Raw genomic sequence first — 24,409 nt, 5'->3', positions numbered from 1 at the left:
CCGCTCCACCGGCGCGCCCACACTCAACTCTGAAGAGCCCGTATACGCCGCCGACCTCGCGACCTCGGAAGCGTGCCGATCACCCTGCGAATGATGCAGATCATCAGCGCCATCGCATCCACGGACACGCGCGACGACCTCGCATCGGCACCCTGACGCGCCCGCTGACGGACAGCCCCTGACCCCAGGGCAAAGGAGTCAGGGCCTGCCCTGTTCGAGGAGGTACTCCCACTCCGACGGCTCAACCTCCCGCCACTCGAGCCCGGCACCCGGTCAATGTCGATGACGAACTCGCTCTCATACCGCGTCTTATGAAACGCCGCCAACACTGCCTCCCGCAGCGCATCCGTCTCGAAGATCCGATGCTGACGGTCCCCGAACGCACCCACGCTGCTGACGAACCAGTAGGCCCGCTCGAAGCTCGCCGCAGCACTTCGTTATCCTGCTCCGGCAGCCGGTTCCGCTTCCGTAGATCTCGCAACTCCGCGGACTCCGTTGACGTTGCCCTGGGACGGTTGCCGTCTTCGACATCGGCCTGACGTAGCCAGTTCTGCAGACACGTCTCGCTGATCCCGAAGTCGGTCGCGATCTGGTTGAGCCGTCGGTTCCCGCACATTGGGTCGTGGTTCGCTCTTGCGCCCCAGTCATGATGTCGGTGCCCCCGGCTAGCATTATCACAAGCCTGGGGTCGCGCCCGACGAGTTCCGGCGGAGAGGCAGCACATGGACCAGTCTGAGGGGCTTCCAGCCCGCGGTGTGGTGTTCTGGCCGGTTGGGACCGGCGACAGTACGACTGTAGTCATCGACGATCTTGTTGTGCTGCAGGTCGATCTGCATGACATGGCGAAAGCAGATGACGAGGCCACGCCGGAGGTCGCGGTGGTTGACCGGCTCGTTGACGCGTTGCCGGTGGTGGATGGTGTGCCGTACCTGGCGACCTTCGCGCTGACGCACGCTGACAAGGATCACTGCCTGGGCTTCGCGGACTTGCTGGAGCGCGTCAGGATCGGCGAGTTGTGGTCGACTCCCCGCCTGTGGCGTGAGTACAACGATCCCGACGCTCCAGATCTGTGCAGCGACGCGGTTGCGTTCCGGGAGGAGTCAGAGCGACGCATCGCGGCAACCATGGACGCTGTGAACGCTGGCGGCGTCCCGGCGAGCGGTGATCGTATCCGGGTCATCGGATACGACGACGAACACAGCTCCCACGCCTATGACGAGTTGCCGGATGCGTACCTCACGTGGCCGGGCCAGTCGTTAACCGTGCTTGACGGGTACGAGCGCGCGGGCGTGTTCGAGGCGTTCATCCACGCGCCGTTCAAGGACGACGCGGCGGCGGCGCGGAACGAGACATCCTTGTCGATGCAGGTCACCTTGACGGACCAGACTGGCGTTGACGGCAAGGTGCTGCTGTTCGGCGACTTGGCCCACGACACGATCATGAAGATCTTCAACTACAGCGAGTACAACCACCGCGAGGAGTACCTCGCATGGGATCTTCTTCTGGCACCGCACCACTGCTCCAAGCGCGTGATGTACAAGAAGGATCTTGACGGCAACGAACAGCTTCAGATGGATGTGCTCAACGCGTTCGAGTCCAACGCCCGCCCGAACGGGACTGTGGTCTGCAGCAGCGCCGTGTTTCCCGACGTGGACGTGGACGGACACAACCCACCGCACAGGATGGCAGCAGACCGGTACGCAGAGATCGCGGACGAGGTTATCTGCACTATGTCGTGGGTAGATGAGGCAGCGCCGTCTCCGGTCGTATTCGGTGTCGACGCGGCTGGCGCACGGGTCATTCGGGGCGACCTCGTCAGCAGCGCGGCGACCGAGGCCAAGGTCGAGCTCGCAGCTTCGGCGACTGGTCGCAGGTTCGCTGCCATCACTGCAGCCGCTGTCGCTGTCGGGAACGCAATACCAGCCGCTACAGCCAGCGCTGCGCCTTTGGGTGCCGGCCCGGAGCGCGTTGACGCGGCGGTCGCTGCCGACCGAGGCGGCAACAGCGCCCCGGAGACGCCGGTCGGGTTCGGCCGTTGAGCGGGCTGGCCCACCGGCAACTTTCCGACCTTGCCGAAGTCAGCGGTGGTGCGATCCAGCTACTGGAGGTCGAGCATGATGAGAAGGGCCTGACCACCTTCACTGTCTCACTTGATACGTCCGGGATCGTGACGAGTGAGCCGGGAATCCGCGTGCGCGCCCGCGAACGATTCGAGATCGTGGTCGGCTCGTCCTTTCCGTACCTGCACCCGGATGTCTATGTCACGCACCGCCGCTGGGCGGGGACTCCACATGTGCAGTGGGGGCGCGTCCTGTGTCTGTATGCGGCTCCCTCCGTGGAGTGGAATCCTGCGGACGGGATGCGCGGTCTGATCGCGCGACTCAACCTGTGGCTGCAGCGTGCCGCGGCCGGCGAACTCGATCCGGCCGGCCAGCCGCTACATCCGCCAGTCGCTTACAGCTCTTACAAGAACGGCTGGGTAGTTGTTCGACCCGACTTGGGTGACCTGGTTCCTTGGGCGGAAGCGGAACCCGACTCTGCGAGAGTGCGCCTTCTGTACGCCTGGTGCGCGCAGCATGGCGGACGGATTGACGTTCTGGAGTGGCTGACCGGGCAGCAGGTCTACGAACGGTTCGTGGCGCAGCAGCTGCCAGCGCGCGACGACCACGGCACTGCTCTCTTCGCCGCTCCGCTGGTGTTGATCAGCGACACCCTCGACATGGAGTACCCCAGCACAGCGGAAGCCCTCGCCACGGCTCTCGACAGCTACGGGTACAGCCGCGATGAACTGCTCAAGGCCTTCGTGAACGCCCGCACCATCAACAAAGCAGTCGGCGTCGCACTCGACGGAGACGGCGCCGTACCCGCCATGATGTTGCTCGGCACACCCTCCCGCCGGCTTGAACCAGATCAGCCACTGGCCCACATCGCGGCCTGGCACCTGGACGACCTTGGTGAGCAGATCACCAATCTACTCCAAGACGTCAGCCCCGAACACGCCGATCTCACCCAACGAGTACGAGACCTGGCAGACACCTGGCTGGGCCTCGCCAAGATTCAGTGGATGGTCATTCACGAGACCCGATCGGAGGTGACACGTCGCCGCGACTCCGGATCGCCGGCCCGGTGGCTCGCGGGGCGCAACGTATTGATCTTGGGCTGTGGAGCACTCGGGGCACCGATCGCTGAACATTGCGTACGCGCCGGAGTAGCGCAACTACACGTCGTCGACAAGGGTGCCGTCACACCCGGAATCCTGGTCAGGCAGCCATACGAGGACGCGGACATTGGCTACAACAAGGCCGAACGATTGGCGCAGAGGCTAGGTCGTATCCGCCGGGACCTCGCGGTCACAAGCGCACGGGACAATATCGTGACTGGCACGCTCTCGGCCCCTGAATCGCTACTCCAGTACGACCTCATCGTCGACGCGACGGCCGACGTGGGAGTGCGGGTCGGGATCGAACGAGCACGTGCAGCTACACGCGGACAATGGCCACTGACGATCAGCGCGCTGTTCGGGCACACCGCGCAGCGAGGCATCGCCACGGTATCGATGCCGGGTGCCACCGGAAGTGGCCACGACATTCTGCGGCGCGTTGCCATCGACACCGTCACTAACTCGCCAGCGGGCTGGAGCGCCATCGCAGAAGACCTGTTCCCGAATCCGCCGCGCACTGATCGGTTCTTCCCAGAGCCAGGCTGCTCAGCACCAACCTTCACCGGAGCAGCAAGTGAAGTCACGTCGCTTGCGTCCACGCTGTTCTCCGCGGCCCTGGCCGCCGTTGCCGACGCGAACACAGCGCCGATGTACGCGATCGGCTGTGATCTAGCGCCCACAGCTTCAGGCATCCGCCCCGTGCCGCTGAGCTGGCAGAACGACATCACACTCACGGACCACACCGGCGAGTACGAAGTCCGCATCAGCGAACGGGCGCTTGCCGAGATGCGCACCGAGGCACGGCGAGGACTACGAGTACGAGGGATGCGAGTCGAGACCGGTGGGATGATCCTGGGCAGCCTCGACGAAGCCACCCAGACCGTCTACATCGACGCCGCTACCGGCCCGTCGCCCGACAGCCACCTGTCAGCCGCGTACTTCGACCACGGCATCGAGGGCACCCAAGACATCGTCACGAGCATCCGCACCGCGACCGTCGATCGGATCGGATTCGTCGGCATGTGGCACACCCATCCGCACGGACTCGCCGCCCCGAGCCCCACCGACGAGGCCGGCATGGCCGACATCGTGTCGCCCGACGGCACTGGGCGCAGAGCCGTCATGCTGATTCTCGGTGGCAGGGAAAGAACCTGGTGGAGCTGGCTGGAGACAGGAACACCGCCGGATCTCTACGTGCGCGTGGTGAGCCGCGCGACCACAACCCGACCTGAGACGCCGATGGCGCTCCATCTCATCTCGCCGGGCGCGTGGTTCCCCGGCGGTTACGCCTACCCGAGCCAGAGAACTTCTGACGAAGAACAAGAAGCTCCAGGTGGTGACCGATGACTACAAAAATCGGTCTTGCCCTCTCCGGGGGAGGGTTCCGTGCCACAGCATTCGGTCTCGGTGCTCTCCGAGCCCTCCATGACCGCGACGTCCTCGAGAAGGTCAATGTCGTGTCAGGCATCAGCGGCGGCAGCCTCCTGACTGCCATGTGGGCATACGGCCCCAAGCGGTTCGATGAATTCGACGACACCGTCACCGCTCTGCTCCGAAGGGGCCTACAAGCCGAACTCGCGCGCCGCGCATTCACACCACGCGCCGCCTGGCGAGCAACACTGAGCACAATGCGTGCTCTCGGCACTCGGCAAGGTCGCTCGTACTCCCGCACGGACGCACTGGTTGAGGCACTGGCGTCGCGCCCCTTCGGCGCCCAGAAGATGACCGAGGTCAGGCACGCCGGCCTGCACACTGTCATCTCCGCGACCGACATGAGAACCGGTAACGCCGTCAGGTTCGGCAGCGCTCTGAGCGCCTCTTCCCCCTACGGGAAGATCGTGGATGAGGTGACCGTCGCCGAGGCCGTCGCAGCCTCAGCAGCCTTCCCCGTCCTGCTACCCGCCTTGCATCGCCGATACATGTTTCAACGAACCGACGGCACGCGCCACGACGAAGAGCTGGCCATGACCGACGGCGGTGTCTACGACAACCTGGGCCTCGCGCCTCTGCTGCCCGGCCGGTCTGCCCGCTACAGCCCTCATGTTTACGACCTCGACTACATCATCGCGGTCGATGCTGGTCGAGGTCGCGGTGAACGAACGCCAGCTCGCTTCCTCACGGGGCGACTCACGCAGAGCTTCGACATCACTCACACGAAGTCGCAGGACGCTGCCCGAAGCCGAATTCACTCGATTGGACAGGCAGCGGAGATCAAGGGATTTCTTCATGTCTACCTCGGCATGCATGATGACCGGCTCCCAACCCCGATGGCCGACCTGATCCCACGAGGCGCGGTGCACGCTTATCCCACGAACTTCGCGGCGATGACCAAGAGCGACCTGGATGCGATCGTCATTCGCGGTGAGCAACTGACACGCTCACTGATCAACGCGTACACACCCGCCCTCGGCGCATGATGCACGTGCAGACTCTTGGCGGTGGCGATCCCGCCAGGTGTGGAGCGAAGGGTGACTGGTCGAAGTGGACCAATCAAGTGACCAGCAGCCTACAAACCCTGCAAAACGAGATGCTGAGAGCAAGCGACTGAGACACAAAACCGCAGGTCAGGGGCGGCAGAGCCGGCAGCTGGGGGTCAAAGAGCCGTATGGCAGCCCCGGGCTACCACGCCCACCATGGATCGCTCCACGCCCCTGAGGTACGCGATCACTCCCTGACGCTCGAAGACGTAGACGGGAACAGCGGCGGCCGCAGCTCCACACCATGGGACCGAAGATACCGGCCCACCGTGCCCGGCGCGGCGCCAAGAACAGCGCCGACCTCCGCGAGCGTCTGACCGGACAGGTACAGATCTCGGGCTCGAGCGACCTGTGCATCATCGAGACCCAGGCGGCGCAGGCGAGCCCCGGCCCTGCGCAAGTGCCTCATCACCGCGGACCAATGAAGTCCGACCTCACGACCCACGTCACGCGCCGACGCACCTGCCTCGTAGAGCCGACCATCCGCGCGACCAGTTCAGGGGTGACCGAGGTTTGAACCCTCCCAACTGACTCGACAACCGGCCCCCGAACGTCCGAAATCGGCGTCCGAACGGCCGGTGTACGCTCGACTAGATCAGCCGAACTCGCCCGTAAAATCAGGTCAAGTCCCTTTGGGTGGTGGCTTTCGGGTCAGGCGGTCATGAGGAGCTGGCTGGCGGTCTCGGGGGTGTCGGTGGTGAGCATGTCGGCGAGGCGGCGGAGGGAGATGTCACTGATGTAGCGGCGTTCGCCGTACTGCCATTCCTCGTGCTGGTCCTGGAGCACGGCCCCGACGAGTCTGGTCGCGGAGTCTCGGCTGGGGAAGATCTGGACCACGTCTGCGCGGCGCTTGATCTCACGGTTCACGCGCTCGATGGGGTTGTTCGACCAGATCTTGCGCCAGTGCTCGATCGGGAACGCAGCGAACGCGGTCAGGTCCGCCTCGGCGTCCTTGAGCATTGCCGCGATCTTCGGGAACGAGCTCTCGAGCGATGCCGTGACCTGCTGGAACGAGTCCCGGACGGTCTCCGGGCTGGTCTGGGCGAAGATCGTGGAGACCAGGGCGTTGACGGGCTTGGAGCGCGCAGAGCCCAGCGTCTGGGTGATGTTGCGAGCGAAATGGACCCGGCAGCGTTGCCATGACGCGCCGGGCAGCACGGCTTTGATCGCGTGCTTCAACCCGGAGTGCGCGTCGCTGGTCACCATTAGCACGCCCTCGGGCGCGGCGGGCGTGGAGATCGTCAGACCGCGTTCGCGCAGGCTGCGGAGGAACTCGGTCCAGAAGTCGGTGGTCTCCGCGTCACCGATCGCCATGCCGAGCACTTCCCGATGACCGGTCGCGGCAACGCCCGTGGCGACCACGACGGCTTGGGAGACGACGCGCCCGCCCTGGCGGATGTCGAGATAGGTCGCGTCCAGGAACAGGTAGGGGAACCAGGTGTGGTCCAGGCGGCGGTGGAGGAACTCCGCGACGACCTCGTCGATCTCGCCGCAGATCCTCGAGACCTGGGACTTGCTGATCCCGGACTCGTTGCCCAGCGCCCGCACGAGATCCTCGACTTTCCGAGTGGAGACGCCGTCGATCCAGGCCGTGCAGATCACCGCCCAGAGCGCTTTGTCGACCCGGCGACGAGGATGCAGCAGCGCGGGATAGAACGACCCGGCCCGCAGCTTCGGAATCGCCAGATCCAGCTCCCCGGCCGGGGTGGCCAGACGTTTTGCCCTGGTGCCGTTACGGCGCGTCGAGCGAGACGGGGAGCGTTCGTAACGGTCAGCACCGATCTTCACAGACGCTTCGGCATCGATGAGGTCCTGGAGCCCGGCCTGGAGAAGCCGGCGGAACAACTCCTCGTGAGCGAGGTCGGGGTCCTCGAGCAGTTCACTGACGAGAGCAGACAGGGCAGACTGGTGACGGGTCATCGCGGGTCCCTATTTCTTGGTCGATTTGGGAGGTCCCGCGATGACCCTTCATCGCCTACCAGCAGCTCCACGCCACCCCGGGATTGCCACCACGCTAAGGGACACACCCTAAAATCAAGGTTCTCAGCGCGCGGGACGAGATTCGAACGTCCTCCAGCAAGGAGCACCATCTGCAGCAGCCGACATGGACCACGACGAGGTGACCATGATTCGCCGACGCCTCGCACAAGACGCTCCGCAGATACCTGTTGGCCTGGGTCGACGTGCTGATGATGAGGCGCCCCCGCCCGACCTGCCCGTCGGTCGCCGTGCGATCACCCGCTTGACGGTATGAGGCCCGCCATATCGACTGAGCGTCACAGCTGATCCACCGGTGGCGTCCGGGGCGATGACGACCCGGCGCCCTCCCGGCGCGCCGGTACCTGCCGTCCGATGAGGGACGGTCCGGGCCCATGTCGGGCGGTTCCCGGACAGGAGATCCTGCAGTACTTCACCTCCTACGGCTACCGGGGGATCTTCGGCACCGGCCTGCTGGTGCTGGTGCTGATCTCCTACGTGTGCGTGGAGTTCTTCCTCGTCGGGCGGAAGCACAGGTTCGACAAGCCCTCGCGGATCTTCTCCTACTACTGCGGCAGGTACCTGGGCACCTTCTTCGACTGGTTCTCGATCCTGTTCGTGTTCCTGAGCTTCACCGTGATGGTTGCGGGCGCGGGCGCCGTGTTCGAGGAGCACTACGGCCTCTCGTAGTACATCGGCGGCGTGGCGCTCGCGGTCGTGGTGGGGCTGACGGCCTGGTTCGGGCTCTCGAGCCTGGTGGACGTGATCGGCAAGATCGGCCCGGTCATCGTGGTGATCGCGATCGCGCTGGGCATCGTGGGCATCGTCCGCTCCTCGCACGGCGTCGGCGAGGACGTGTCCATGCTCCCCTCGCTCGACCTGGTGCAGGCCTCGAACAACTGGTTCATGTCGGGGCTGTCCTACGTCGGCTTCTGCATGCTGTGGCTCGCGGCGTTCCTGACGGCGCTGGGCCGCACCACCCGCAGCAACCGCGAGGCCGCCTCGGGCGGCGTCCTCGGCGGCAGCATCTTCGCGCTGGACTGCATGATCGTCGGCCTCGGCCTGCTGGCGAACATCGAGTTCGTCGCCGGCACCGAGATCCCGATGCTGGTGCTGGCGAACGAGATCAGCCCCGTCCTCGCCTCGGGCTTCTCGCTGATCATCCTCGCGGGCATCTTCACCACGGCCGTGCCGCTGCTGTGGACCGTCTCCCAGCGCTTCTTCGCCGACGGCACCCCGAAGTTCAAGCGCCTCACGGTGGTGCTCGCCGCGGTCGGCACCCTGATCGGGCTGGTGCTGCCGTTCTCGCAGATGGTCAACATCGTCTACGTCATCAACGGCTACGTGGGGATCCTGCTGCTGGTGATGATGATCCTGCGCACCGTGCTGCGCCTGGTGCGCCGCCGACCGATCTGATCAGCTCGCCGCGGCGCGCTCCTCGAGCGCGCCGCGGTCCAGGATCGAGGTCCAGCGCCGGCCGGAGTCGATGATCCCCTCGCGCCGCAGCCGACTCATCACGCGGGAGACCGACTCGGGGGTGGAGCGGGCGAGGCCGGCGAGGTCCGCCCGGCTCAGCGGCACCTCGAGCAGCAGACCCTGCGCGCCGCGGTCCTCCCCGAGCGTCTCGGCGAGGCGCAGCAGCGCCCGCGCGACCCGCTGCTCGACGGTGTCCGGACCCTGCCCGCCCAGGTCGGTCTGAGCGCGGGAGAGCCGCTCGGCGAGGTCGTCAACGACCCGCAGCCCCACGACGGGCTGCTCGACCATCACCTCTCGGAAGGCGGCCTGCCCGATCTGCAGCACGCAGGAGCCGACGAGCGCGGTCGCCGTGCGCTGGTGCACGGGCTCGCCGAGGCTGCTCATCGCCCCGAACATCGCCCCCGGCCCGAGGATGTCGGTGACCACGAGCGCGCCCGACGGCGTCGGCTGCGACATCCGCACCCGCCCCTCGGCGACGACGTACAGGGCCCTCGCCTCCTCCCCCGCCCGGAACACCGCCTCGTCGGCGGCGATCGTGGCGGTGCGCATGCGTCGGTCGATGCCCTCGAGCGCCGCGGCGTCCAGACCGTGGAAGTAGGCGGAGCGGGAGAGCACACCCAGGCGCACGGGCGCGGGGCACTGGTGCGGCAGCGTCACCTCCGCCAGCGGGATGGTGCGCCGCCCCTCGGGAGCGGTCATGGCGTGAGGATAGCCCGTGTGCGACCCCTAGAACGGACCATCGGTCCTGGTCACGATTGCCGTGCGGGCGAATGACCGCCGTCATGTTCTCCCTCTCCGCACGCACCTAGGGTCGAGGTACGAGCGAGGGAGACGCCCTCGCCGCACTCGCCGAGAGGACCCGCGCATGACCGCCACCGCCGGTTCCACCACCCGCTCCGTCTTCCGCGCCGAAGGTTTCAGCTGCCCCTCCTGCGTGGCCAAGATCGAGAAGCGCGTGGGCCGCCTGCCGGGCGTCCGGGACGTCACCGTCAAGTTCGCCTCCGCCCGCGTCGCGGTCGACCACGACCCGTCGGTGACCTCCACCGACGAGATCATCGCCGCGATCGGCGCGGCCGGCTACCGGGCCACGCTCTCCGCCTTCTGACCCTCTCCCCGGATCCGCCCCGCGGATCCCCGCCCGCCGAGGCGCCCGGTACGGCCTCCCCCGTCCCGGGGCCGCGGGCGCCTGTCTCGAAAGGACTCCTCATGACCACCCTGCTGCGCTGGTGGCGCGGCCCCTGGGGCACGCCGACCGTCGCCGGCGCCCTCATCGTCCTCGCCGCCGTCCTCTCCGCCTCCGCCGGCGTGAACCCCTTCGGCGCCGGGCACCACGAGTTCGGCCTCGCCCTGGACCGCCGGGGCGTCCTGATCGCCTCGGACCTGGCCATGGTCGCCGCCGCCCTGGTGGCGGGGATCCCCATCCTGCTCACGGCCGTCCGTGCCCTGCGGGCGCGGACCATCGCGATCGACCTGCTGGTCTCCATCGCCGCGATCGGCGCGCTCGTGATCGGCGAGTACTGGGAGGCCGCCGCCGTCACCTTCCTGTTCGCGATCGGCCACGCCCTCGAGGCGGGCACCATGAACCGCACCCGCTCCGCGCTCGCCGAGCTGGTCGCGGTCGCCCCCGACGTCGCGGTCGTGATGCGGGACGGTCGCCAGGTCGAGATCCCCGCCGCCGACGTGCTGCTCGAGGAGACCGTGCTGGTCAAGAACGGCGCGAAGGTCCCCGTCGACGGGACCGTGATCGGCGGGAACGGCGCACTGGACGAGGCCTCGATCACCGGCGAGTCGCTCCCTGTGGAGAAGGCCGCGGGCGACCAGGTGTTCGCGGGCACCGTCGCCGCCACCGGGCTCCTGCAGGTGCGCGCCACCGGCATCGGCGCCGACACGACTCTCGCCCGGATCATCCACCGCGTCGAGGAGGCGCAGGATGCGAAGGCCCGCACCCAGAGCTTCATGGAGCGCTTCTCCACCTGGTACACCCCGGCGATCATCCTGCTCGCACTGGTCACCGGGCTCGTGACCGGCGACGTCGTGCTCGCGCTGACGCTGCTCGTGATCGGCTGCCCCGGGGCGCTGGTCATCTCGATCCCGGTCGCGATCGTGGCCGGCATCGGCCGCGGCGCGAAGGACGGGATCCTCATCAAGGGCGGGGAGTTCCTTGAGACCAGCGCGAGGATCTCCGCCGTCGCGCTGGACAAGACCGGCACCCTCACCGAAGGCAGGCCGCACCTCACCGACGTGAGCGTCCTGGACCCCGCCCACAGCCGCGCCGAGGTGCTGGGATGGGCCGCCCGGGCCGAGGCCGGGTCCGAGCACCCGCTGGCCCGTCCGCTCATCGAGGCCGCCGACGCCGAGGGGCTCGCGATCGCGGGCCTGCCCGAGCACACCGAACCGGTTCCGGGCAAGGGCGTCGTCGCCACCGTGGAGGGCCGCCGCGTGGCCGTGGGCAACCTGCCGCTGCTGGCAGACGAGGGCATTGCCGAGGACCGCGGGGCCGCCGAGGAGGTCGCCCGGCTCGCGGGCCTGGGCCGCACCCCGATGGCGATCGCGCTCGACGGGGAGGTGATCGGCGTGGTCGCCGTGGCCGACCGGCTGCGCACCGATGCGGCGGAGATGATCGCCCGACTCCACGCCCGGGGCGTGAAGAAGGTCGTGATGCTCACCGGCGACGACGAGCGCGTCGCCCGGGCAGTGGCCGCCGAGGTCGGCGTCGACGAGGTCCACGCCCAGCTGCTGCCCGAGGACAAGCTCGACGCGGTCCGCGCGCTGCAGGCCGAGGGCCACACGGTCGCGATGGTCGGCGACGGCGTGAACGACGCCCCGGCGCTCGCGACGGCGGACATCGGCGTGGCGATGGGCGCGGCCGGCACCGGCGTCGCGATCGAGACCGCGGACATCGCACTGATGAAGGACGACCTGCTGAAGCTCCCGGAGGCCGTGGGACTCGCCCGCCGCACCGTGCGGGTGATGCACCAGAACATCGCGATCGCGGTGCTCACGGTGGCGGCCCTGCTGGCCGGGGTCTTCGCCGGCGGGGTCACGATGGCCATCGGCATGCTCGTCCACGAGGCCTCCGTGCTACTCGTGATCTTGAACGCCATGCGCCTGCTTCGCCGCCGGGACGAGTCCCGACCCACCTCGGCGAGCGCCCCGCCGATCGCCGAGGAGCGCGGCACCCGCCCGCGCGTGACAGCCTGACCCCGTCGCGGAACCGCCCGCAGAAAGAGGAGACCTGACATGACCGTCACCACCACCTCGCCCGTGTTCGTCACCGCCCGCTACGGCGGCCCCGAGCACCAGGAGCTGACCGAGCGCCCGGTCCCGGAGCCCCGCCCCGGCGAGGTCCTGATCGAGGTCCGTGCCGCCGGGGTGAACCCCGCCGACGTCAAGCGTCGCGAGGGCGCCTTCGGCACCTCGGCCCCGATGCCGATGCCGATGGGGCTCGAGGCCTCCGGAGTCGTCGTCGCCCTCGGCGAGGGCGTCACTGCTCTCGCCGTCGGCGAGGAGGTGCTCGGCGCCCCCGCGCGGGGCCAGGGCGCCTTCGCCTCCCACACGGTGCTGCGAGCCGCAGAGGCCGTGCGCAAGCCGCAGGAGATCTCCTTCGTCGACGCCGCGACCCTGCTCGTCGCCGGCACCACCGCCTACGACCTCACCCATCAGGTCGAGATCGAGGCGGGCCAGTCACTGCTGGTGCTCGGCGCCGGCGGCGGGGTGGGCCGGATGGTGCTGCAGATCGCTGCGGTCCACGGCTTCGCCGCCGTGGGCGTCGCCTCCGCGGCCAAGCGGGAGCTGATCGAGGAGACCGGCGCGGCTTTCGTCGCCGCCGGCCCCGGCGCCGCCGAGGCGGTGCGCGACCTGCTGCCCGACGGTGCGGACGTGCTCGTGGACCTGGTGGGCGGGGAGCCGCTGCGGGCGCTGGCCCCGCTCGTGAAGGATCCTGCGCACCTCGTCTCCGCGGCGGACGCGGCTACCGCGACGGAGCTCGGCGGAGCAGGGCGCGAGCGCTCCGAGGGCGTGCTCGAGAAGATCGTCGGCGTGGTCGAGGCGGGACTCGTCGACCCCCACGTGCTCGAGACCTACCCGCTCGCCCGGGCGGCGGAGGCCATCGCCCGGGTCGAGCAGGGTCACCTCGGCGGGAAGATCGTCATCGTGCCGTGAGCGGCGGCGTGCCGGCGGGGGCCGACCCCGCCGGTGCGACCCGGCCCGCCCACGGCGGTCCGGCGGGTCAGTTCAGCGTGCCGGTCAGGCGCCCGTGGAAGACGGTCGAGCGCTCGTCGAGCCCGGTGAAGGAGACCTCGAGGCCGTGCTCGACGTACTTGGCCTGGACCGAGTCGAGCACGGCCACGGTCGAGGCGTCCCAGATCTGGGCGGCGGTGAAGTCGACGGCGACCGGGAGGCCGCGCTCGGCGTCGGCGGCGTAGTCGAACTGCTCGACCAGGTCGTTGCTCGAGCCGAAGAAGAGCGGGCCGTGCACGGTGTAGCGCGTCCCGTCGGCCTCCGTCGTGCGCTCCACGCGGGTCACGTGCGCGACGCGTCGGGCGAAGAGCGCGACCGCGAGCAGCGCTCCGGCGGCGACGCCGAGGGCGAGGTTGTGAGTGATCACCACGACCACGACGGTCGTGGCCATGACGAGCGTCTCGGAGACCGGCATGCGGCGCAGGGTCGCGGGGCGCACGCTGTGGAAGTCCACGGTCGAGACCGCGACGACCATCATCACCGCGGCGAGCGCGGACATGGGGATCTGCTCCATGAGGTCCGACAGCGCGGTGACCAGGATGAGCAGCAGCACGCCGGCGACGAGGGTGGAGATGCGGGTGCGGGCACGGCCCAGCTTCACGTTCATGACGGTCTGGCCGATCATCGCGCAGCCGGCGATCCCGCCCCAGAAGCCGGCGAGGATGTTGGAGACGCCGAGCGCCCAGGACTCGCGGCTCTTCGAGGAGCGGGTGTCGGTGATGTCGTCGACGAGCTTCGCGGTCAGCAGCGTCTCCATCAGGCCGACGAAGGCGACGGACAGGGCAGTCGGGGCGATGATCTGCAACGTCTCCAGGGTCAGCGGCACCTCGAGCGGGGTGAGGCCGGGCAGGCCGCCGGAGACCTCGCCCTGGTCGCCGACGGTCGGCACGCCGAGGTGGAAGAACATCGCTATCGCGGTGACCAGCACGATCGCGACCAGCGGCGCGGGCACGGCCTTCGTCAGGCGCGGCAGGGCGAGCACCACGACGAGGGTGAGCGCGAACAGCGGGTAGACCGCGGCGGGCACGTCCAGGACGTGCTGGAGCTGTGCGGTGAAGATCAGGATGCCCAGCGCGTTGACGAAACCGATCATCACCGAGCGGGGGATGAAGCGCATGATCCGCGCGAGTCCGACCAGGCCGAACGCGATCTGGACGAGGCCCGCGAGAATCACGGTGGGCAGCAGGTACTCGACGCCGTGGGTGTGCACGAGCGGGGCGACGACGAGCGCGACCGCGCCCGCGGCGGCGGTGATCATCGCGGGGCGCCCGCCGAGGAAGGTCATCGAGATCGCGAGCACGACGGAGGCGATGAGGCTGACCTTCGGATCCACTCCCGCGATCACCGAGAAGGAGATGACCTCGGGGATCAGGGCGAGGGTGGTGACGGCGCCGGCCAGCACCTCGGTGGTGAGGCGGCGCGGGCTGCGCAGGGCCTGCAGCACGGCGGGAGAGGAGGAGGACGTGGTCACGGGCCGATGCTATCCGCGCCCGCGACGGACTACCCTGGCGGTCTGCCTGCCGTGCGTCGCGCCTCACCGCGACCGCGCCGCACGCCCCGACCGACCGCCCGCCCGCTCCGCCCGACAGAGGTTCCATGGCCCCGCCTGCTCGCCGCCGCTTCGACTCCACCTGGCTGCCCTTCGGGATGATCCTCGGGTTCGTGGTCGGGATCGGGATGGGGCTCGCTGTCGTCGACAGCCTGTGGATCGGCGCGGTCGTCGGCGTGCTCGTCGGCGCCGGGCTGGGGGTGCTGCTGGGCCTGCGCGGGGGCGGCGACGCGCTCACCCGGGACGAGGACGCGGAGGACGACGAGTATCGGCGGCTGCACGGCGACCCGCGCCCCGGTGAGAGGCGCTGACCTGCACGTCTCCTGGTCCGCACAGGATCTCCACATCGTCGACACGAGCTTTTCATGGCATGGACTTGACCCTCCCTTTACCATTGGGCAGGGTGTGATGCGGGCCACCGCTCCCCGGTCCATGACGGCGCACCCGCCGCACCGGGGAGGGCCGGGACGGAGACCCCGATGGGACACCTCGACGCACGCACCACGACCACCCGCCGTCTGCGCCGCGGCATGGCGCTCGCGGCCTGCACCGCGCTGTTGGGCCTGACGGCCTGCGGCGCGGGGGACGAGGCCGGGACCGGGGACGGCGGCGCCCAGGAGCCCGCCACCGCGACGGAGGAGCAGTCCGGCGACGAGCAGCCGTCGGACGATGCCGGGTCCGGCGCCGACGCCGGCGACGAGTCCGCCGACGAGGCAGGGGACGACGAGGGTGCGGGAGACCAGGAGGAGGGGGCCCCGGGCGCCGCGGGGGAGCGCACCCGGATCCTCCTGGTCACGGACCTCGGCATCGACGAGACCTCCGGGGACGGCGCACCGACCCTTGCGAACGACGACCTCGCCGCGCTGCTGGCGGAGCCCTTCGGGGGCACCGCTGAGTGCGCCGACGAGCTCCTGGTCGAGAGGGGGCAGAGCGCCGGCTGCGTCGGGCCGACGAGCCCGGACGACACCGCCCCGACGCAGGAGTGGGTCGCGAGCACGGTCGCCGTCCCGCACGAGGACGGCCTCGAGAGCGGCTACCGGGTCGCGGTGCTGTTCTCCACCGGCACCGAGCTCCCCGAGGAGGCGAGCGAGCTGACCCAGGAGAACGTGTTGCTGACGGGCCTGGGCCAGGGCTCGATGTTCGGGGCCGAGCCGCTCGGCGCGGAGGAGGTCGCGGACGCGACCCTGCAGACCCTCACCTCCGAGAACGCCTACGTGCCGGTGGCCGGCATGGCCGATTGGTCCGAGGTGACCTGCGAGGACGGGCTGGACTTCGAGGAGTTCGGGACGACGGACTGCACGGCCGCCACCGCCGAGGGCGACTCCTGGCAGCTGCACGTCGCCCCCGGCGCCTTCGCCGACGGCGACCAGGGGCTGCTGGTCGGCATCGGCAGCCCGGCGGACGTCTGAACGCCGGCGCATCTCGCGCCCTCGCCTGCCACTTCGCGCCCGCCCTGGTCGGACCGCTCACCACGAGCTGACCCGGGCGGGCGCGACGGGCTACGGTGAGAGGGCGCCGAGGGCAGATCGGCGCCCCGGCCGGGACGACCCGGCCCGCGGACGCACCACGAGGACGGCCTCGCAGGAGATCCGATGAGCCCCTCGTCCCGCACCCGCCTGCCGCGCGCCGCGTCCCCGTCGGCCGCACCCGAACGCTCCCCCGAGCCCGACGGCTCCCCCGGCCCCGACTCCCCGGGCCCCGCCCCCGCCGGGAGGGACCTCCTCCGCATGGTGCTCGACCGCAGCGCGGCCTCGCGGCTGCTGCTCGGCTGGGCGGGCGTCGCCGCGCTGATGCTGCTCTCCCCCGCCCCGGGCGCGCTGTCCTCGGCGCTTCTCGCGCTCGCCCTCGCCGCGATCGTCGCGGTGATCGTGATCGCCGCCGGCGGCGTGGTCGCACAGGCGGAGGCCCTCGCCCGCCGTCTCGGCGACCCCTACGGCACCCTGGTGCTCACCCTGTCGATCGTGGTGATCGAGGTGGTGCTGATCGCCGCGGTGATGCTCGGCCCGGGCGATCACGCGACCATCGCCCGCGACTCCGTCATGGCGGTCTCGATGATCATCATGAACCTCGTCCTCGGCCTGTGCCTGCTGGTCGGCGGCACCCGCCGCGAGGCGATGCACGTGAACCGGACCGGCACCTCCGTCTACCTGGTGCTGCTGATCGGCCTCGGAGCGATGGCCTTCGCCGTCCCTGCGGTGCTCGGCGAGGACGGCGCCTACGCCCCCGTCCAGGGCGTCGCGATCGCGGTGATGACCGTCGCCGTGTACGCCGTCTTCCTGTGGCGCCAGACCGGCGCGCAGGCGATCGAGTTCCAGGAGGTGGAGCTCCCCGCGGCCGACGAGTCCGCCGAGGAGCCCGCCGACGCCGCGGACGACTCCCACGACGAGGACTCCTCCCCCGGCATCGGCGCGACGCTCGCCCGCCACCGGGCGGAGCTGGGCCTGCGAGTGCTCCTGCTCGTCGCGACCGTGCTGCCGATCGTGCTGCTCTCCCACGACATGGCGGGACTGCTCGACGAGGGGCTGGACCGGCTCGGCGCCCCGATCGCCCTGTCCGGCGTGCTGATCGCCGCGATCGTGTTCACCCCCGAGACGCTCACCGCGCTCCGTGCGGCGGCCGGCGGGGAGATGCAGCGGGTGGTGAACCTGTGCCACGGCGCGCTCGTCTCGACCCTGGCGCTGACCATCCCGACCGTGCTGATCATCGGACTCGCCATCGGCAGCCCCGTGGTGCTGGCGGAGTCGCCCGTGAACCTGCTGCTGCTCGGCGTGACCTTCGCGGTCTCGGCCGTCTCCGCGGCGGCTCCGCGCGTGACCGCGGTGCACGGCACCGTGCACCTGCTGCTCTTCGCGGTGTACGCCCTCGCCCTGTTCTCCTGAGCCCGCCGGGCACGGAGCACGGCTCTCCCCTCCCCGCCCCGCACGAGGACTCCCGGCCGTGCCGGGCGGTCGCGGGGTAGGGTCGCGGCGTGAGTGCCACGACGCTGCCGATCCCCACCGACGCCGACGACCTGCCCGGGCTGCTCTGGCTTCCCGAGGACCTCGATCAGCCCGTGCCGGGCCTCGTGGTGCTGCAGGAGATCTTCGGACTCTCCTCGTCCATGCAGCAGCGCTGCGCGGATCTCGCCGCCCGCGGCTACGCGGTGCTCGCCCCGCAGCTCTTCGCCCGCCTCGACCCGCCGGTCGTCGGCATCGAGGACGGCGAGGACTTCCAGGCCTGGCTCGAGGAGGGCATGGCGCTGACCTCCCGCGTGCCCTGGGAGCGGGCCGAGGCCGATGCGATCGCGGCGATCGGCGCGCTGCGCGCCCACGGCGCGGTCGACTCCGAACGGGTGGGGCTGGTGGGCTTCTGCTACGGCGGCGGGCTCGCGTTCTCCGCCGCCGCATCGGCCGCCGAGGAGGACCGCCCGGTCTCGGCTCTGGTCAGCTACTACGGCTCCGCGCTGCCGACACTGCTGGACCGCGCCGCGCAGGTTGACGTGCCGAGCCTGCACCACTTCGGCACGGCCGACGCCTTCATCCCGCTCGAGCAGGTCGAGCGGATCCGCGAGGCCGTCACCGCCGACGGGACCCGCGAGCAGGTGCGCTTCGTGCTCCACGAGGGTGCGGGGCACGCCTTCGACAACCCCCACCCCGGTCTGCACCACGCCGGCGCCGCCGAGGCGGCCTGGCAGCAGACCCTCGACTTCCTCGCCGAGGCCCTGCCCGTGCGCGGCTGAGCACCTCCGCCGACCCCTCACCTCACCCTCGGCGCCCTCGCCGCCCCCGCTCGTGCGCAGGCCCGTCAACCTCCTGGTCGGCGGGCCTCGACGCCTGCCCGGCGGAGACGTGATCGAATAGTTATGCCGCGATTGTCCGACAGTCGGATCGACCGCGCGCCATGCCCGCCGACAGGCACATCCGTGCAGGCCAAGCGACTTTCCTGCCGGCATCGCCGTCGCGCCCGACATCGCCGCACAGGCGCTCCAGCGCGACCATCGGCCTCTGAAACGCCTGCTCCGAGGCGGTTTTTCCCCTCGGCGAGGCTTAGAGTGAGGGATCGCCGGATGCCGTCCGGGCCCCTCTGCGCCCCCCTGTCGCGGACGTCCCGTTCGGCATGACGCACGTCACGTTGTCAATGAAGGAGCCCCTGTGCCACCTGTGATCTCCGCCGAGGGCCTGTACAAGGTCTTCGGCCGCCGCCCAGAGCGAGGAGTGCGCGAGCTCCGCAGCGGACGCTCCCGTGAGGACCTGCGCGCGCAGGGCCTGACCGCCGCCGTGATCGGTGCGAGCTTCAGCGTCGACCCCGGGGAGATCTTCGTGGTGATGGGCCTGTCCGGCTCCGGGAAGTCCACCCTGATCCGCATGGTCAACGGGCTCCTCCCCGCCACCGACGGCGAGATCCGGATCGGCGAGGACGTCCTCTCCAAGATGTCACCGGCGCAGGTGCGGGACGTGCGCCGTCGCCGCATCTCCATGGTCTTCCAGAACTTCGCGCTGCTCCCCCACCGCACCGTCGGCGAGAACGCCGCCTACGGGCTCGAGATCAGCGGGGTGAACCGCTCCGACCGCGAGAAGAAGGCGAAGGAGGCGCTGGAGATGGTCGGCCTGAAGGGCTGGGACGGCTACCGCCCCTCCGCCCTCTCCGGCGGCATGAAGCAACGCGTGGGCCTGGCCCGTGCCCTCGCCTCCGGCACCGACGTGATGCTGATGGACGAGGCCTTCTCCGCCCTGGACCCGCTGATCCGGCGCGACATGCAGGACCAGCTCGTCGACCTGCAGCAGCGCCTGGAGAAGACGATCCTGTTCATCACCCATGACCTCAACGAGGCGATGCGCCTGGGCGACCGGATCGCGATGATGCGCGACGGCCGGATCGAGCAGATCGGCTCCTCGGAGGAGATCCTCAACGAGCCCGCCAACGACTACGTCGCGAAGTTCATCCAGGACGTCGACCGCACCCGCGTGCTGGTGGCCGGTGCCGTGATGGAGCAGCCGCGCGAGACCCTCGGCATCGGCCAGGGCCCGCGCACCGCCCACAAGCTGCTGCGCGAGACGCAGAACTCCTGGCTCGTGGTGCTCGAGCGCGACCGCACCCCCGCGGGCGTGATCTGGCAGGACGACGTCGCCGAGGCGGTGCGCCTCGGCCAGGACGAGCTGCCCTGGTCCGACGTGCACGACATGGCGGTGGTCAGCCACGACACGCCTGTCGCCGAGCTGTTCGGGAAGTCCGCGCAGCACGACGCGCCGCTCGTCGTCGTCGACGACGAGGGCCGGTTCGCCGGCGTGATCCCCCGGGTCACCCTGCTGACCGCGCTCGGCGTGATCGGCGAGGGAGAGAGCTCCTCCCCCGCCGTCGATTCGCCGCCCGGACCGGTGGACCCCGGCGCCCCGGGAGACGCCGCGCAGGACGCCCCGACCGCCGACGATCGCCGCGGAGGTGACGCACGATGAACCCCGACGACGCCCTCATGCCCCGCCTCCCGATCGGCGACTGGATCGACGCCTGCATCGACTGGCTCAAGGAGAACGTCTCCTGGCTGTTCGACCTCTTCTCCACGGTGATGGACTTCCTGATCGGCGGCCTCACCGACCTGCTCCTGCTGGCGCCCGCGCTGGTGATGGTCGTGGTCTTCGCGCTGATCGCCTTCGTGTTCCGCTCCTGGAAGCTCTCGCTCGCGACGCTGATCGGCTTCGCCATCGTGATCTCGATGGAGCAGTGGGAGACGATGATGCAGACCATGGCGCTGGTGCTGGTGGCGACCGTGTTCGCGGTCGTGATCGCGGTGCCGCTGGGCATCCTCGCGGCAGTCTCCAGCACGGTCAGCGCGATCGTGAAACCGGTCATGGACTTCATGCAGACGATGCCCGCCTTCGTCTACCTGATCCCGGCGGTCACCTTCTTCTCGATCGGCGTGGTCCCGGGCATCTTCTCCACGATCATCTTCGCGCTGCCGCCCGGCGTGCGCATGACCGAGCTCGGCATCCGTCAGGTCGACGGGGAGACCGTCGAGGCCGGCGAGGCCTTCGGCGCGACCCGCGGCCAGATCCTCCGCGGCATCCAGCTGCCGCTGGCGATCCCGACCATCATGGCCGGCGTCAACCAGGTCATCATGCTCTCCCTGTCGATGGCCGTGGTCGCCGGCATGGTCGGCGCGGACGGCCTGGGCAAGGAGGTCGTCCAGGCGATCTCCACCCAGAACCTGCCCCTCGGCGTCGAGGCCGGCCTGGCCGTGGTGGTCCTGGCCGTCTACCTCGACCGTCTCACCGCGGCGATCGGAGACCCCAGCGGCTACCCGACCTCCCTGATCGCACTGATCAGGAAGTCCCTGTCCCGTCGCGGCACCGACCACGCGGCCGCCGCCTGAGACCGGCGACCGACGGATCCATCAGAAACCCCACGGAAGGAACTCCCTCATGAGCACCCGACGACTCCCCCTCAGCCCCCGCGGCGCACGACGCCCCGCCGCCACCCCGCTCACCCGACGCTCCGCCCTGATCGGCGGCGCCGGCCTGATGGGCCTCGGCCTCGCCGCCTGCGGCGGCGGGGGCGAGAGCGGAGGCGGCTCCGACGGCGGCGGCTCGGGCGGCGACACCATCACGCTCGGCTACATCCCCTCGTGGACCGACGGGCTGTCCCTCGCCTACCTGCTCGACAACCGCCTGACCGCCATGGGCTACACCGTCGAGCACGAGCAGATCACCGAGGCCGGCGTGCTCTACGCGGGCCTCGCCCAGGGCGATGTGGACATGTTCCCCTCGGCCTGGCCCGAGGTCACCCACGCCTCCTACATGGAGGAGTACGGCGACGACATCGAGGACCTGGTCGCCTACTACGAGGGCGCGGTGCTGAACCTGTCCGTGCCTCAGTACGTGGACATCACCTCGATCGACGAGCTCGCGGGCCAGGCCGACCGCTTCGGCGGCCGGATCGTCGGCATCGAGCCGGGCGCCGGGCTCACCAAGGCGACCCAGGAGAGCGTGATCCCGGGCTACGGCCTCGACGACTACGAGCTCGTCACGTCCTCCACCACCGCGATGATAACGGAGCTCGAGAACGCGATCGACGCCGAGGAGGACATCGTCGTCACGCTCTGGACCCCCTTCTGGGCGATGCCGGCCTACGACATGAAGGCGCTCGAGGATCCCGAGGGCGCCTTCGGCGAGCCGGAGGCGCTGCACCACCTGGGCCGCACCGGCTTCAAGGAGGACTTCCCCGACGCCGCCGAGTGGATCGCCGGCGCCAAGCTGTCCGACGAGCAGTTCGGCTCCCTCGAGGACAAGGTCGTCAACGAGTTCGGCGAGGGCAAGGAGGCCGAGGCCGTGGAGGCCTGGCTCGAGGAGAACCCCGACGTCCTCCCGCCCGTCGAGGGCGAGTGAGCCTGCGGCTCCGGATCTGCCGGCGCTGCTGAGTGCCGGCACCGACGAGAGGCGCCCCCGACACCGTGCGGTGTCGGGGGCGCCTCTCGTCATGGGGCGTCGCCGAGGGGGTTCGGCGCGCGGGGCGCTCAGCCCTCGACGGCGACCTCGGCGCCCGCCGCGGCGGAGGCGTAGCAGGCGTCGATCACCCGGGCGCGGCGCAGCGCCAGGGAGCCGTCGTGGGCGGCGACATCGCCGGAGCGGACCGCCTGCAGGAACTCGGCGATGGCACCGGCGTGACCGCGGTCCTCGCCCACCTGCGGGCTGAGCTCGGCGGGGATGCCCTCGACCTCGGTCCACACGGTGATGCGGTGGTTGCCGGGCCCGCCGGCCCATTCGATCGTCGCCCCGCCGTCCGCGCCGTAGAGGGTGACGTAGCAGAGGTCCTCGGGGATCCACTGCGCCCAGCTGGACTCCAGCAGCATCGTCGCCCCGCCGTCCAGGCGCAGGAAGGCGGTGGCGAGGTCCTCGACCTCGAACGGGGCGCCGTCCTCGAGCTGGGAGACGCCGAAGCCGGAGCCGCCGCGGCCGCGGGGGCCGAACTCGGCGTGCGTCATGGCGGAGGCGGCGGTGACGCCCGGCTCGCCGAGGAGGTGGAGGGTCATGTCGAGCATGTGGATGCCGATGTCCATCATCGCGCCGCCGCCGGCGCTCTCGGCCTTGGTGAACCAGGTGCCGAGCCCGGGGATGCCCTGGCGGCGGATCCAGCCGGTCTTGGCGTAGTAGATGACCCCCAGCACGCCGGAGTCGATCACGGACTTCAGCGCGGTGACGTCGCCGCGTCGGCGGTGGTTGAAGGACACCTCGAGCACGCGTCCGGCGCGGCGGGCCGCCTCGACCATCGAGGCGGCGGCCTCGCCGGTCTGGGCCATCGGCTTCTCGGTGAGCACGTGCACGCCCGCCTCGAGCGCGGCGATCGCCATCTCGGCGTGGAGGAAGGTCGGCGTCGCGATCGAGACGACGTCGAGCTCGGCCTCGGCGAGCATCTGCCGCCAGTCCCGGTAGCGGCCGGGCACCTGATGCTCCTCGCCGAACCTCTCCAGCAGGTGCTCCTCCATCGCGGAGAGGGCGACGAGGTCGACGGCGGGGTCGGCGGCGTAGGCGGCGAGGTGCTGCTGGCCGGCCCAGCCCAGGCCGATCACGCCGGCGCGGAGTCGGCGCGCGCCCTCCTGCGGTGCTGCGGCCTGCGGTGCTGCTGCGGTCATGACGTGCGGTTCCCTTCGGTCGGTGGCTGGGGGTCCTGGACGGGGTCCGTGGCCAGGAGGGCCAGCGGGTCCTCGCGCAGGCGGGTCAGGGCGAGCTCCAGCGCCCCGCGCACGACGACGTCGCGGCCGAGGGAGCTGGCCCGCAGCTGCGGGAGGGGCGGCGTCCCGATCCGGGGCAGCGCCTCGCGCGCATGCTCGAGGACGGGGTCGATGGCCTCGGCGATCGCGCCGGCGACGACGACGGTGTCCACGGCGATCAGGCTCGAGAGGATCATGGCGATGCGGGCGAGGCGGTCGCCGATGCGCTCGAGCACGGCGCGGGCGAGCGCATCGCCGTCGCGGGCGGCGAGGAACACGTCCTTCGCGCCGAGCTCGGCAGGGGGCAGGGCCGAGAGCGCGGCGGAGGTCTCCCCCGCCTCGAGCGCTTCGAGCGCCCATCGCCGGGCGAGGGCGGCGACACCGTCGGCTCCACGGCGGTCGCCGAGCACGGCGTCGAGGAAGCGCATCTCGCCCGCGCCGCCGTCGGCGCCGCGCAGGAGCCGGCCGTCGACGACGAGCCCGGCGCCGAACCGCTCGCCCATGAGCAGGGCGGCGAGGTGGTCCGCGTCGGTGCCGGAGAGGGCCAGGTGGGCGCACTCCGCGAGCGCGGCGAGGTTCGCGTCGTTCTCGACCAGGACGGGGCCGTCGAGCGCGTCCACGAGGCCGGGATTCATGGCGGGCCAGTAGCCGGCGTCGCCGCTCGGCGAGCGCCCCCCGGCGTCGACCGGGGCGGGCACGCCCACGACGGTGAGCAGTCGGGGCGCTCCGGCCGTGCCTCGGCCGTCGGCCGCGGCGGCCGCTGTGCGAGCGTCGACCGCGTCGGCCGTGCCGTGGGAGCCCTCTGCGCGCGCCGCGTCGACCGGACCTCGCGCGCCGGCCCGCGCGCTCAC

At 70.3% G+C, this 24,409-nt stretch carries 20 protein-coding genes; 15 read left to right on the top strand and 5 right to left on the bottom strand.

Going from position 1 to position 24,409, the window contains the following annotated elements; translation table 11 throughout:
* Positions 1–722: 722 nt before the first annotated feature.
* The 3 genes from Y09_RS13435 to Y09_RS13425 are packed head-to-tail and all read left to right on the top strand — an operon-like array spanning position 723 to position 5,577.
* Positions 723–2,039 carry a hypothetical protein gene (locus Y09_RS13435; protein ID WP_053918183.1) on the top strand — a complete coding sequence of 439 codons (1,317 nt, stop codon included), beginning with the start codon at positions 723–725 and terminating at the stop codon, positions 2,037–2,039.
* Positions 2,036–4,507, top strand: coding sequence for a ThiF family adenylyltransferase (locus Y09_RS13430; RefSeq protein WP_082358848.1), 2,472 nt, complete (start codon positions 2,036–2,038; stop codon positions 4,505–4,507). Before Y09_RS13435 ends, Y09_RS13430 begins: the two co-directional genes overlap by 4 nt.
* Positions 4,504–5,577, top strand: coding sequence for a patatin-like phospholipase family protein (locus Y09_RS13425; protein WP_082358846.1), 1,074 nt, complete (start codon positions 4,504–4,506; stop codon positions 5,575–5,577). Before Y09_RS13430 ends, Y09_RS13425 begins: the two co-directional genes overlap by 4 nt.
* 711 nt (positions 5,578–6,288) lie before the next feature.
* Here Y09_RS13425 and Y09_RS13420 read toward each other — a convergent pair.
* Positions 6,289–7,557 carry an IS256 family transposase gene (locus tag Y09_RS13420; protein WP_053918180.1) on the bottom strand — a complete coding sequence of 423 codons (1,269 nt, stop codon included), beginning with the start codon at positions 7,555–7,557 and terminating at the stop codon, positions 6,289–6,291.
* A gap of 432 nt (positions 7,558–7,989) precedes the next feature.
* On the opposite strand from Y09_RS13420, the gene Y09_RS17980 reads away from it, so the two are divergent.
* The gene (locus tag Y09_RS17980; protein ID WP_234695741.1) at positions 7,990–8,304 is read left to right on the top strand and encodes a hypothetical protein; all 315 of its coding nucleotides are present in this window, start codon (positions 7,990–7,992) and stop codon (positions 8,302–8,304) included.
* A gap of 12 nt (positions 8,305–8,316) precedes the next feature.
* The gene (locus Y09_RS13415) at positions 8,317–9,030 is read left to right on the top strand and encodes a hypothetical protein (protein ID WP_234695740.1); all 714 of its coding nucleotides are present in this window, start codon (positions 8,317–8,319) and stop codon (positions 9,028–9,030) included.
* On the opposite strand, the gene Y09_RS13410 is transcribed toward Y09_RS13415, so the two are convergent.
* Positions 9,031–9,789 carry a Crp/Fnr family transcriptional regulator gene (locus Y09_RS13410; protein WP_053918179.1) on the bottom strand — a complete coding sequence of 253 codons (759 nt, stop codon included), beginning with the start codon at positions 9,787–9,789 and terminating at the stop codon, positions 9,031–9,033.
* Between the two features lie 166 nt (positions 9,790–9,955).
* Here Y09_RS13410 and Y09_RS13405 point away from each other — a divergent pair, with 166 nt between their 5' ends.
* From Y09_RS13405 to Y09_RS13395, 3 genes are all read left to right on the top strand, one after another.
* The gene (locus Y09_RS13405; protein ID WP_053918178.1) at positions 9,956–10,195 is read left to right on the top strand and encodes a heavy-metal-associated domain-containing protein; all 240 of its coding nucleotides are present in this window, start codon (positions 9,956–9,958) and stop codon (positions 10,193–10,195) included.
* Between the two features lie 101 nt (positions 10,196–10,296).
* Entirely contained in the window at positions 10,297–12,291 is a 1,995-nt protein-coding gene (locus Y09_RS13400; RefSeq protein WP_053918177.1) for a cation-translocating P-type ATPase, read from the top strand.
* 39 nt (positions 12,292–12,330) lie between these two features.
* The gene (locus Y09_RS13395) at positions 12,331–13,251 is read left to right on the top strand and encodes an NADP-dependent oxidoreductase (protein ID WP_053918176.1); all 921 of its coding nucleotides are present in this window, start codon (positions 12,331–12,333) and stop codon (positions 13,249–13,251) included.
* A 67-nt stretch (positions 13,252–13,318) separates the two neighbouring features.
* Here the strand turns inward: Y09_RS13395 and Y09_RS13390 are convergent, their stop codons facing one another.
* Positions 13,319–14,800: a SulP family inorganic anion transporter gene (locus Y09_RS13390; RefSeq protein WP_053918175.1), complete on the bottom strand. Its 1,482-nt coding sequence runs from the start codon at positions 14,798–14,800 to the stop codon at positions 13,319–13,321.
* A gap of 125 nt (positions 14,801–14,925) precedes the next feature.
* Here Y09_RS13390 and Y09_RS13385 point away from each other — a divergent pair, with 125 nt between their 5' ends.
* From Y09_RS13385 to Y09_RS13355, 7 genes are all read left to right on the top strand, one after another.
* Positions 14,926–15,189 carry a hypothetical protein gene (locus Y09_RS13385; protein WP_010550402.1) on the top strand — a complete coding sequence of 88 codons (264 nt, stop codon included), beginning with the start codon at positions 14,926–14,928 and terminating at the stop codon, positions 15,187–15,189.
* A gap of 168 nt (positions 15,190–15,357) precedes the next feature.
* Positions 15,358–16,287, top strand: coding sequence for a hypothetical protein (locus Y09_RS13380; protein WP_053918174.1), 930 nt, complete (start codon positions 15,358–15,360; stop codon positions 16,285–16,287).
* Positions 16,288–16,470: 183 nt separating this feature from the next.
* Positions 16,471–17,757 (top strand): calcium:proton antiporter, encoded by a 1,287-nt coding sequence (locus Y09_RS13375; protein ID WP_082358845.1) that lies wholly within the window; start codon positions 16,471–16,473, stop codon positions 17,755–17,757.
* An 89-nt stretch (positions 17,758–17,846) separates the two neighbouring features.
* Positions 17,847–18,596, top strand: coding sequence for a dienelactone hydrolase family protein (locus tag Y09_RS13370; protein ID WP_053918173.1), 750 nt, complete (start codon positions 17,847–17,849; stop codon positions 18,594–18,596).
* A gap of 412 nt (positions 18,597–19,008) precedes the next feature.
* The gene (locus Y09_RS13365) at positions 19,009–20,310 is read left to right on the top strand and encodes a glycine betaine/L-proline ABC transporter ATP-binding protein (protein WP_234695739.1); all 1,302 of its coding nucleotides are present in this window, start codon (positions 19,009–19,011) and stop codon (positions 20,308–20,310) included.
* The gene (locus Y09_RS13360; RefSeq protein ID WP_053918171.1) at positions 20,307–21,224 is read left to right on the top strand and encodes a proline/glycine betaine ABC transporter permease; all 918 of its coding nucleotides are present in this window, start codon (positions 20,307–20,309) and stop codon (positions 21,222–21,224) included. The genes Y09_RS13365 and Y09_RS13360 overlap by 4 nt, the downstream gene beginning before the upstream one ends.
* A 49-nt stretch (positions 21,225–21,273) precedes the next feature.
* Positions 21,274–22,236, top strand: a complete 963-nt coding sequence (locus tag Y09_RS13355) for a glycine betaine ABC transporter substrate-binding protein (protein ID WP_053918170.1) — start codon at positions 21,274–21,276, stop codon at positions 22,234–22,236.
* Positions 22,237–22,364: 128 nt separating this feature from the next.
* Here Y09_RS13355 and Y09_RS13350 read toward each other — a convergent pair whose 3' ends face one another.
* Together Y09_RS13350 and Y09_RS13345 are read right to left on the bottom strand one after the other, a co-directional pair.
* Entirely contained in the window at positions 22,365–23,480 is a 1,116-nt protein-coding gene (locus Y09_RS13350) for a Gfo/Idh/MocA family protein (protein WP_053918169.1), read from the bottom strand.
* Positions 23,477–24,409 (bottom strand): ROK family protein (locus Y09_RS13345; protein ID WP_053918168.1); only part of this gene is annotated, 933 nt, incomplete at its 5' end. The genes Y09_RS13350 and Y09_RS13345, both read right to left, overlap by 4 nt.

This window comes from Brachybacterium sp. SW0106-09 (genome assembly GCF_001293905.1).
Taxonomy (GTDB): domain Bacteria; phylum Actinomycetota; class Actinomycetes; order Actinomycetales; family Dermabacteraceae; genus Brachybacterium; species Brachybacterium conglomeratum.
This window is presented reverse-complemented; position numbering and strand designations above follow the sequence as displayed.

What these genes read in the sequence shown, in the direction of transcription:
- Y09_RS13435 (WP_053918183.1), top strand. Translation starts at nt 723, where the DNA reads ATGGACCAGTCTGAGGGGCTTCCAGCCCGCGGTGTGGTGTTCTGGCCG.
- Y09_RS13425 (WP_082358846.1), top strand. Translation starts at nt 4,504, where the DNA reads ATGACTACAAAAATCGGTCTTGCCCTCTCCGGGGGAGGGTTCCGTGCC.
- Y09_RS13420 (WP_053918180.1), bottom strand. Translation starts at nt 7,557, where the DNA reads ATGACCCGTCACCAGTCTGCCCTGTCTGCTCTCGTCAGTGAACTGCTC.
- Y09_RS17980 (WP_234695741.1), top strand. Translation starts at nt 7,990, where the DNA reads ATGAGGGACGGTCCGGGCCCATGTCGGGCGGTTCCCGGACAGGAGATC.
- Y09_RS13410 (WP_053918179.1), bottom strand. Translation starts at nt 9,789, where the DNA reads ATGACCGCTCCCGAGGGGCGGCGCACCATCCCGCTGGCGGAGGTGACG.
- Y09_RS13405 (WP_053918178.1), top strand. Translation starts at nt 9,956, where the DNA reads ATGACCGCCACCGCCGGTTCCACCACCCGCTCCGTCTTCCGCGCCGAA.
- Y09_RS13400 (WP_053918177.1), top strand. Translation starts at nt 10,297, where the DNA reads ATGACCACCCTGCTGCGCTGGTGGCGCGGCCCCTGGGGCACGCCGACC.
- Y09_RS13395 (WP_053918176.1), top strand. Translation starts at nt 12,331, where the DNA reads ATGACCGTCACCACCACCTCGCCCGTGTTCGTCACCGCCCGCTACGGC.
- Y09_RS13385 (WP_010550402.1), top strand. Translation starts at nt 14,926, where the DNA reads ATGGCCCCGCCTGCTCGCCGCCGCTTCGACTCCACCTGGCTGCCCTTC.
- Y09_RS13380 (WP_053918174.1), top strand. Translation starts at nt 15,358, where the DNA reads ATGGGACACCTCGACGCACGCACCACGACCACCCGCCGTCTGCGCCGC.
- Y09_RS13375 (WP_082358845.1), top strand. Translation starts at nt 16,471, where the DNA reads ATGAGCCCCTCGTCCCGCACCCGCCTGCCGCGCGCCGCGTCCCCGTCG.
- Y09_RS13360 (WP_053918171.1), top strand. Translation starts at nt 20,307, where the DNA reads ATGAACCCCGACGACGCCCTCATGCCCCGCCTCCCGATCGGCGACTGG.
- Y09_RS13355 (WP_053918170.1), top strand. Translation starts at nt 21,274, where the DNA reads ATGAGCACCCGACGACTCCCCCTCAGCCCCCGCGGCGCACGACGCCCC.
- Y09_RS13350 (WP_053918169.1), bottom strand. Translation starts at nt 23,480, where the DNA reads ATGACCGCAGCAGCACCGCAGGCCGCAGCACCGCAGGAGGGCGCGCGC.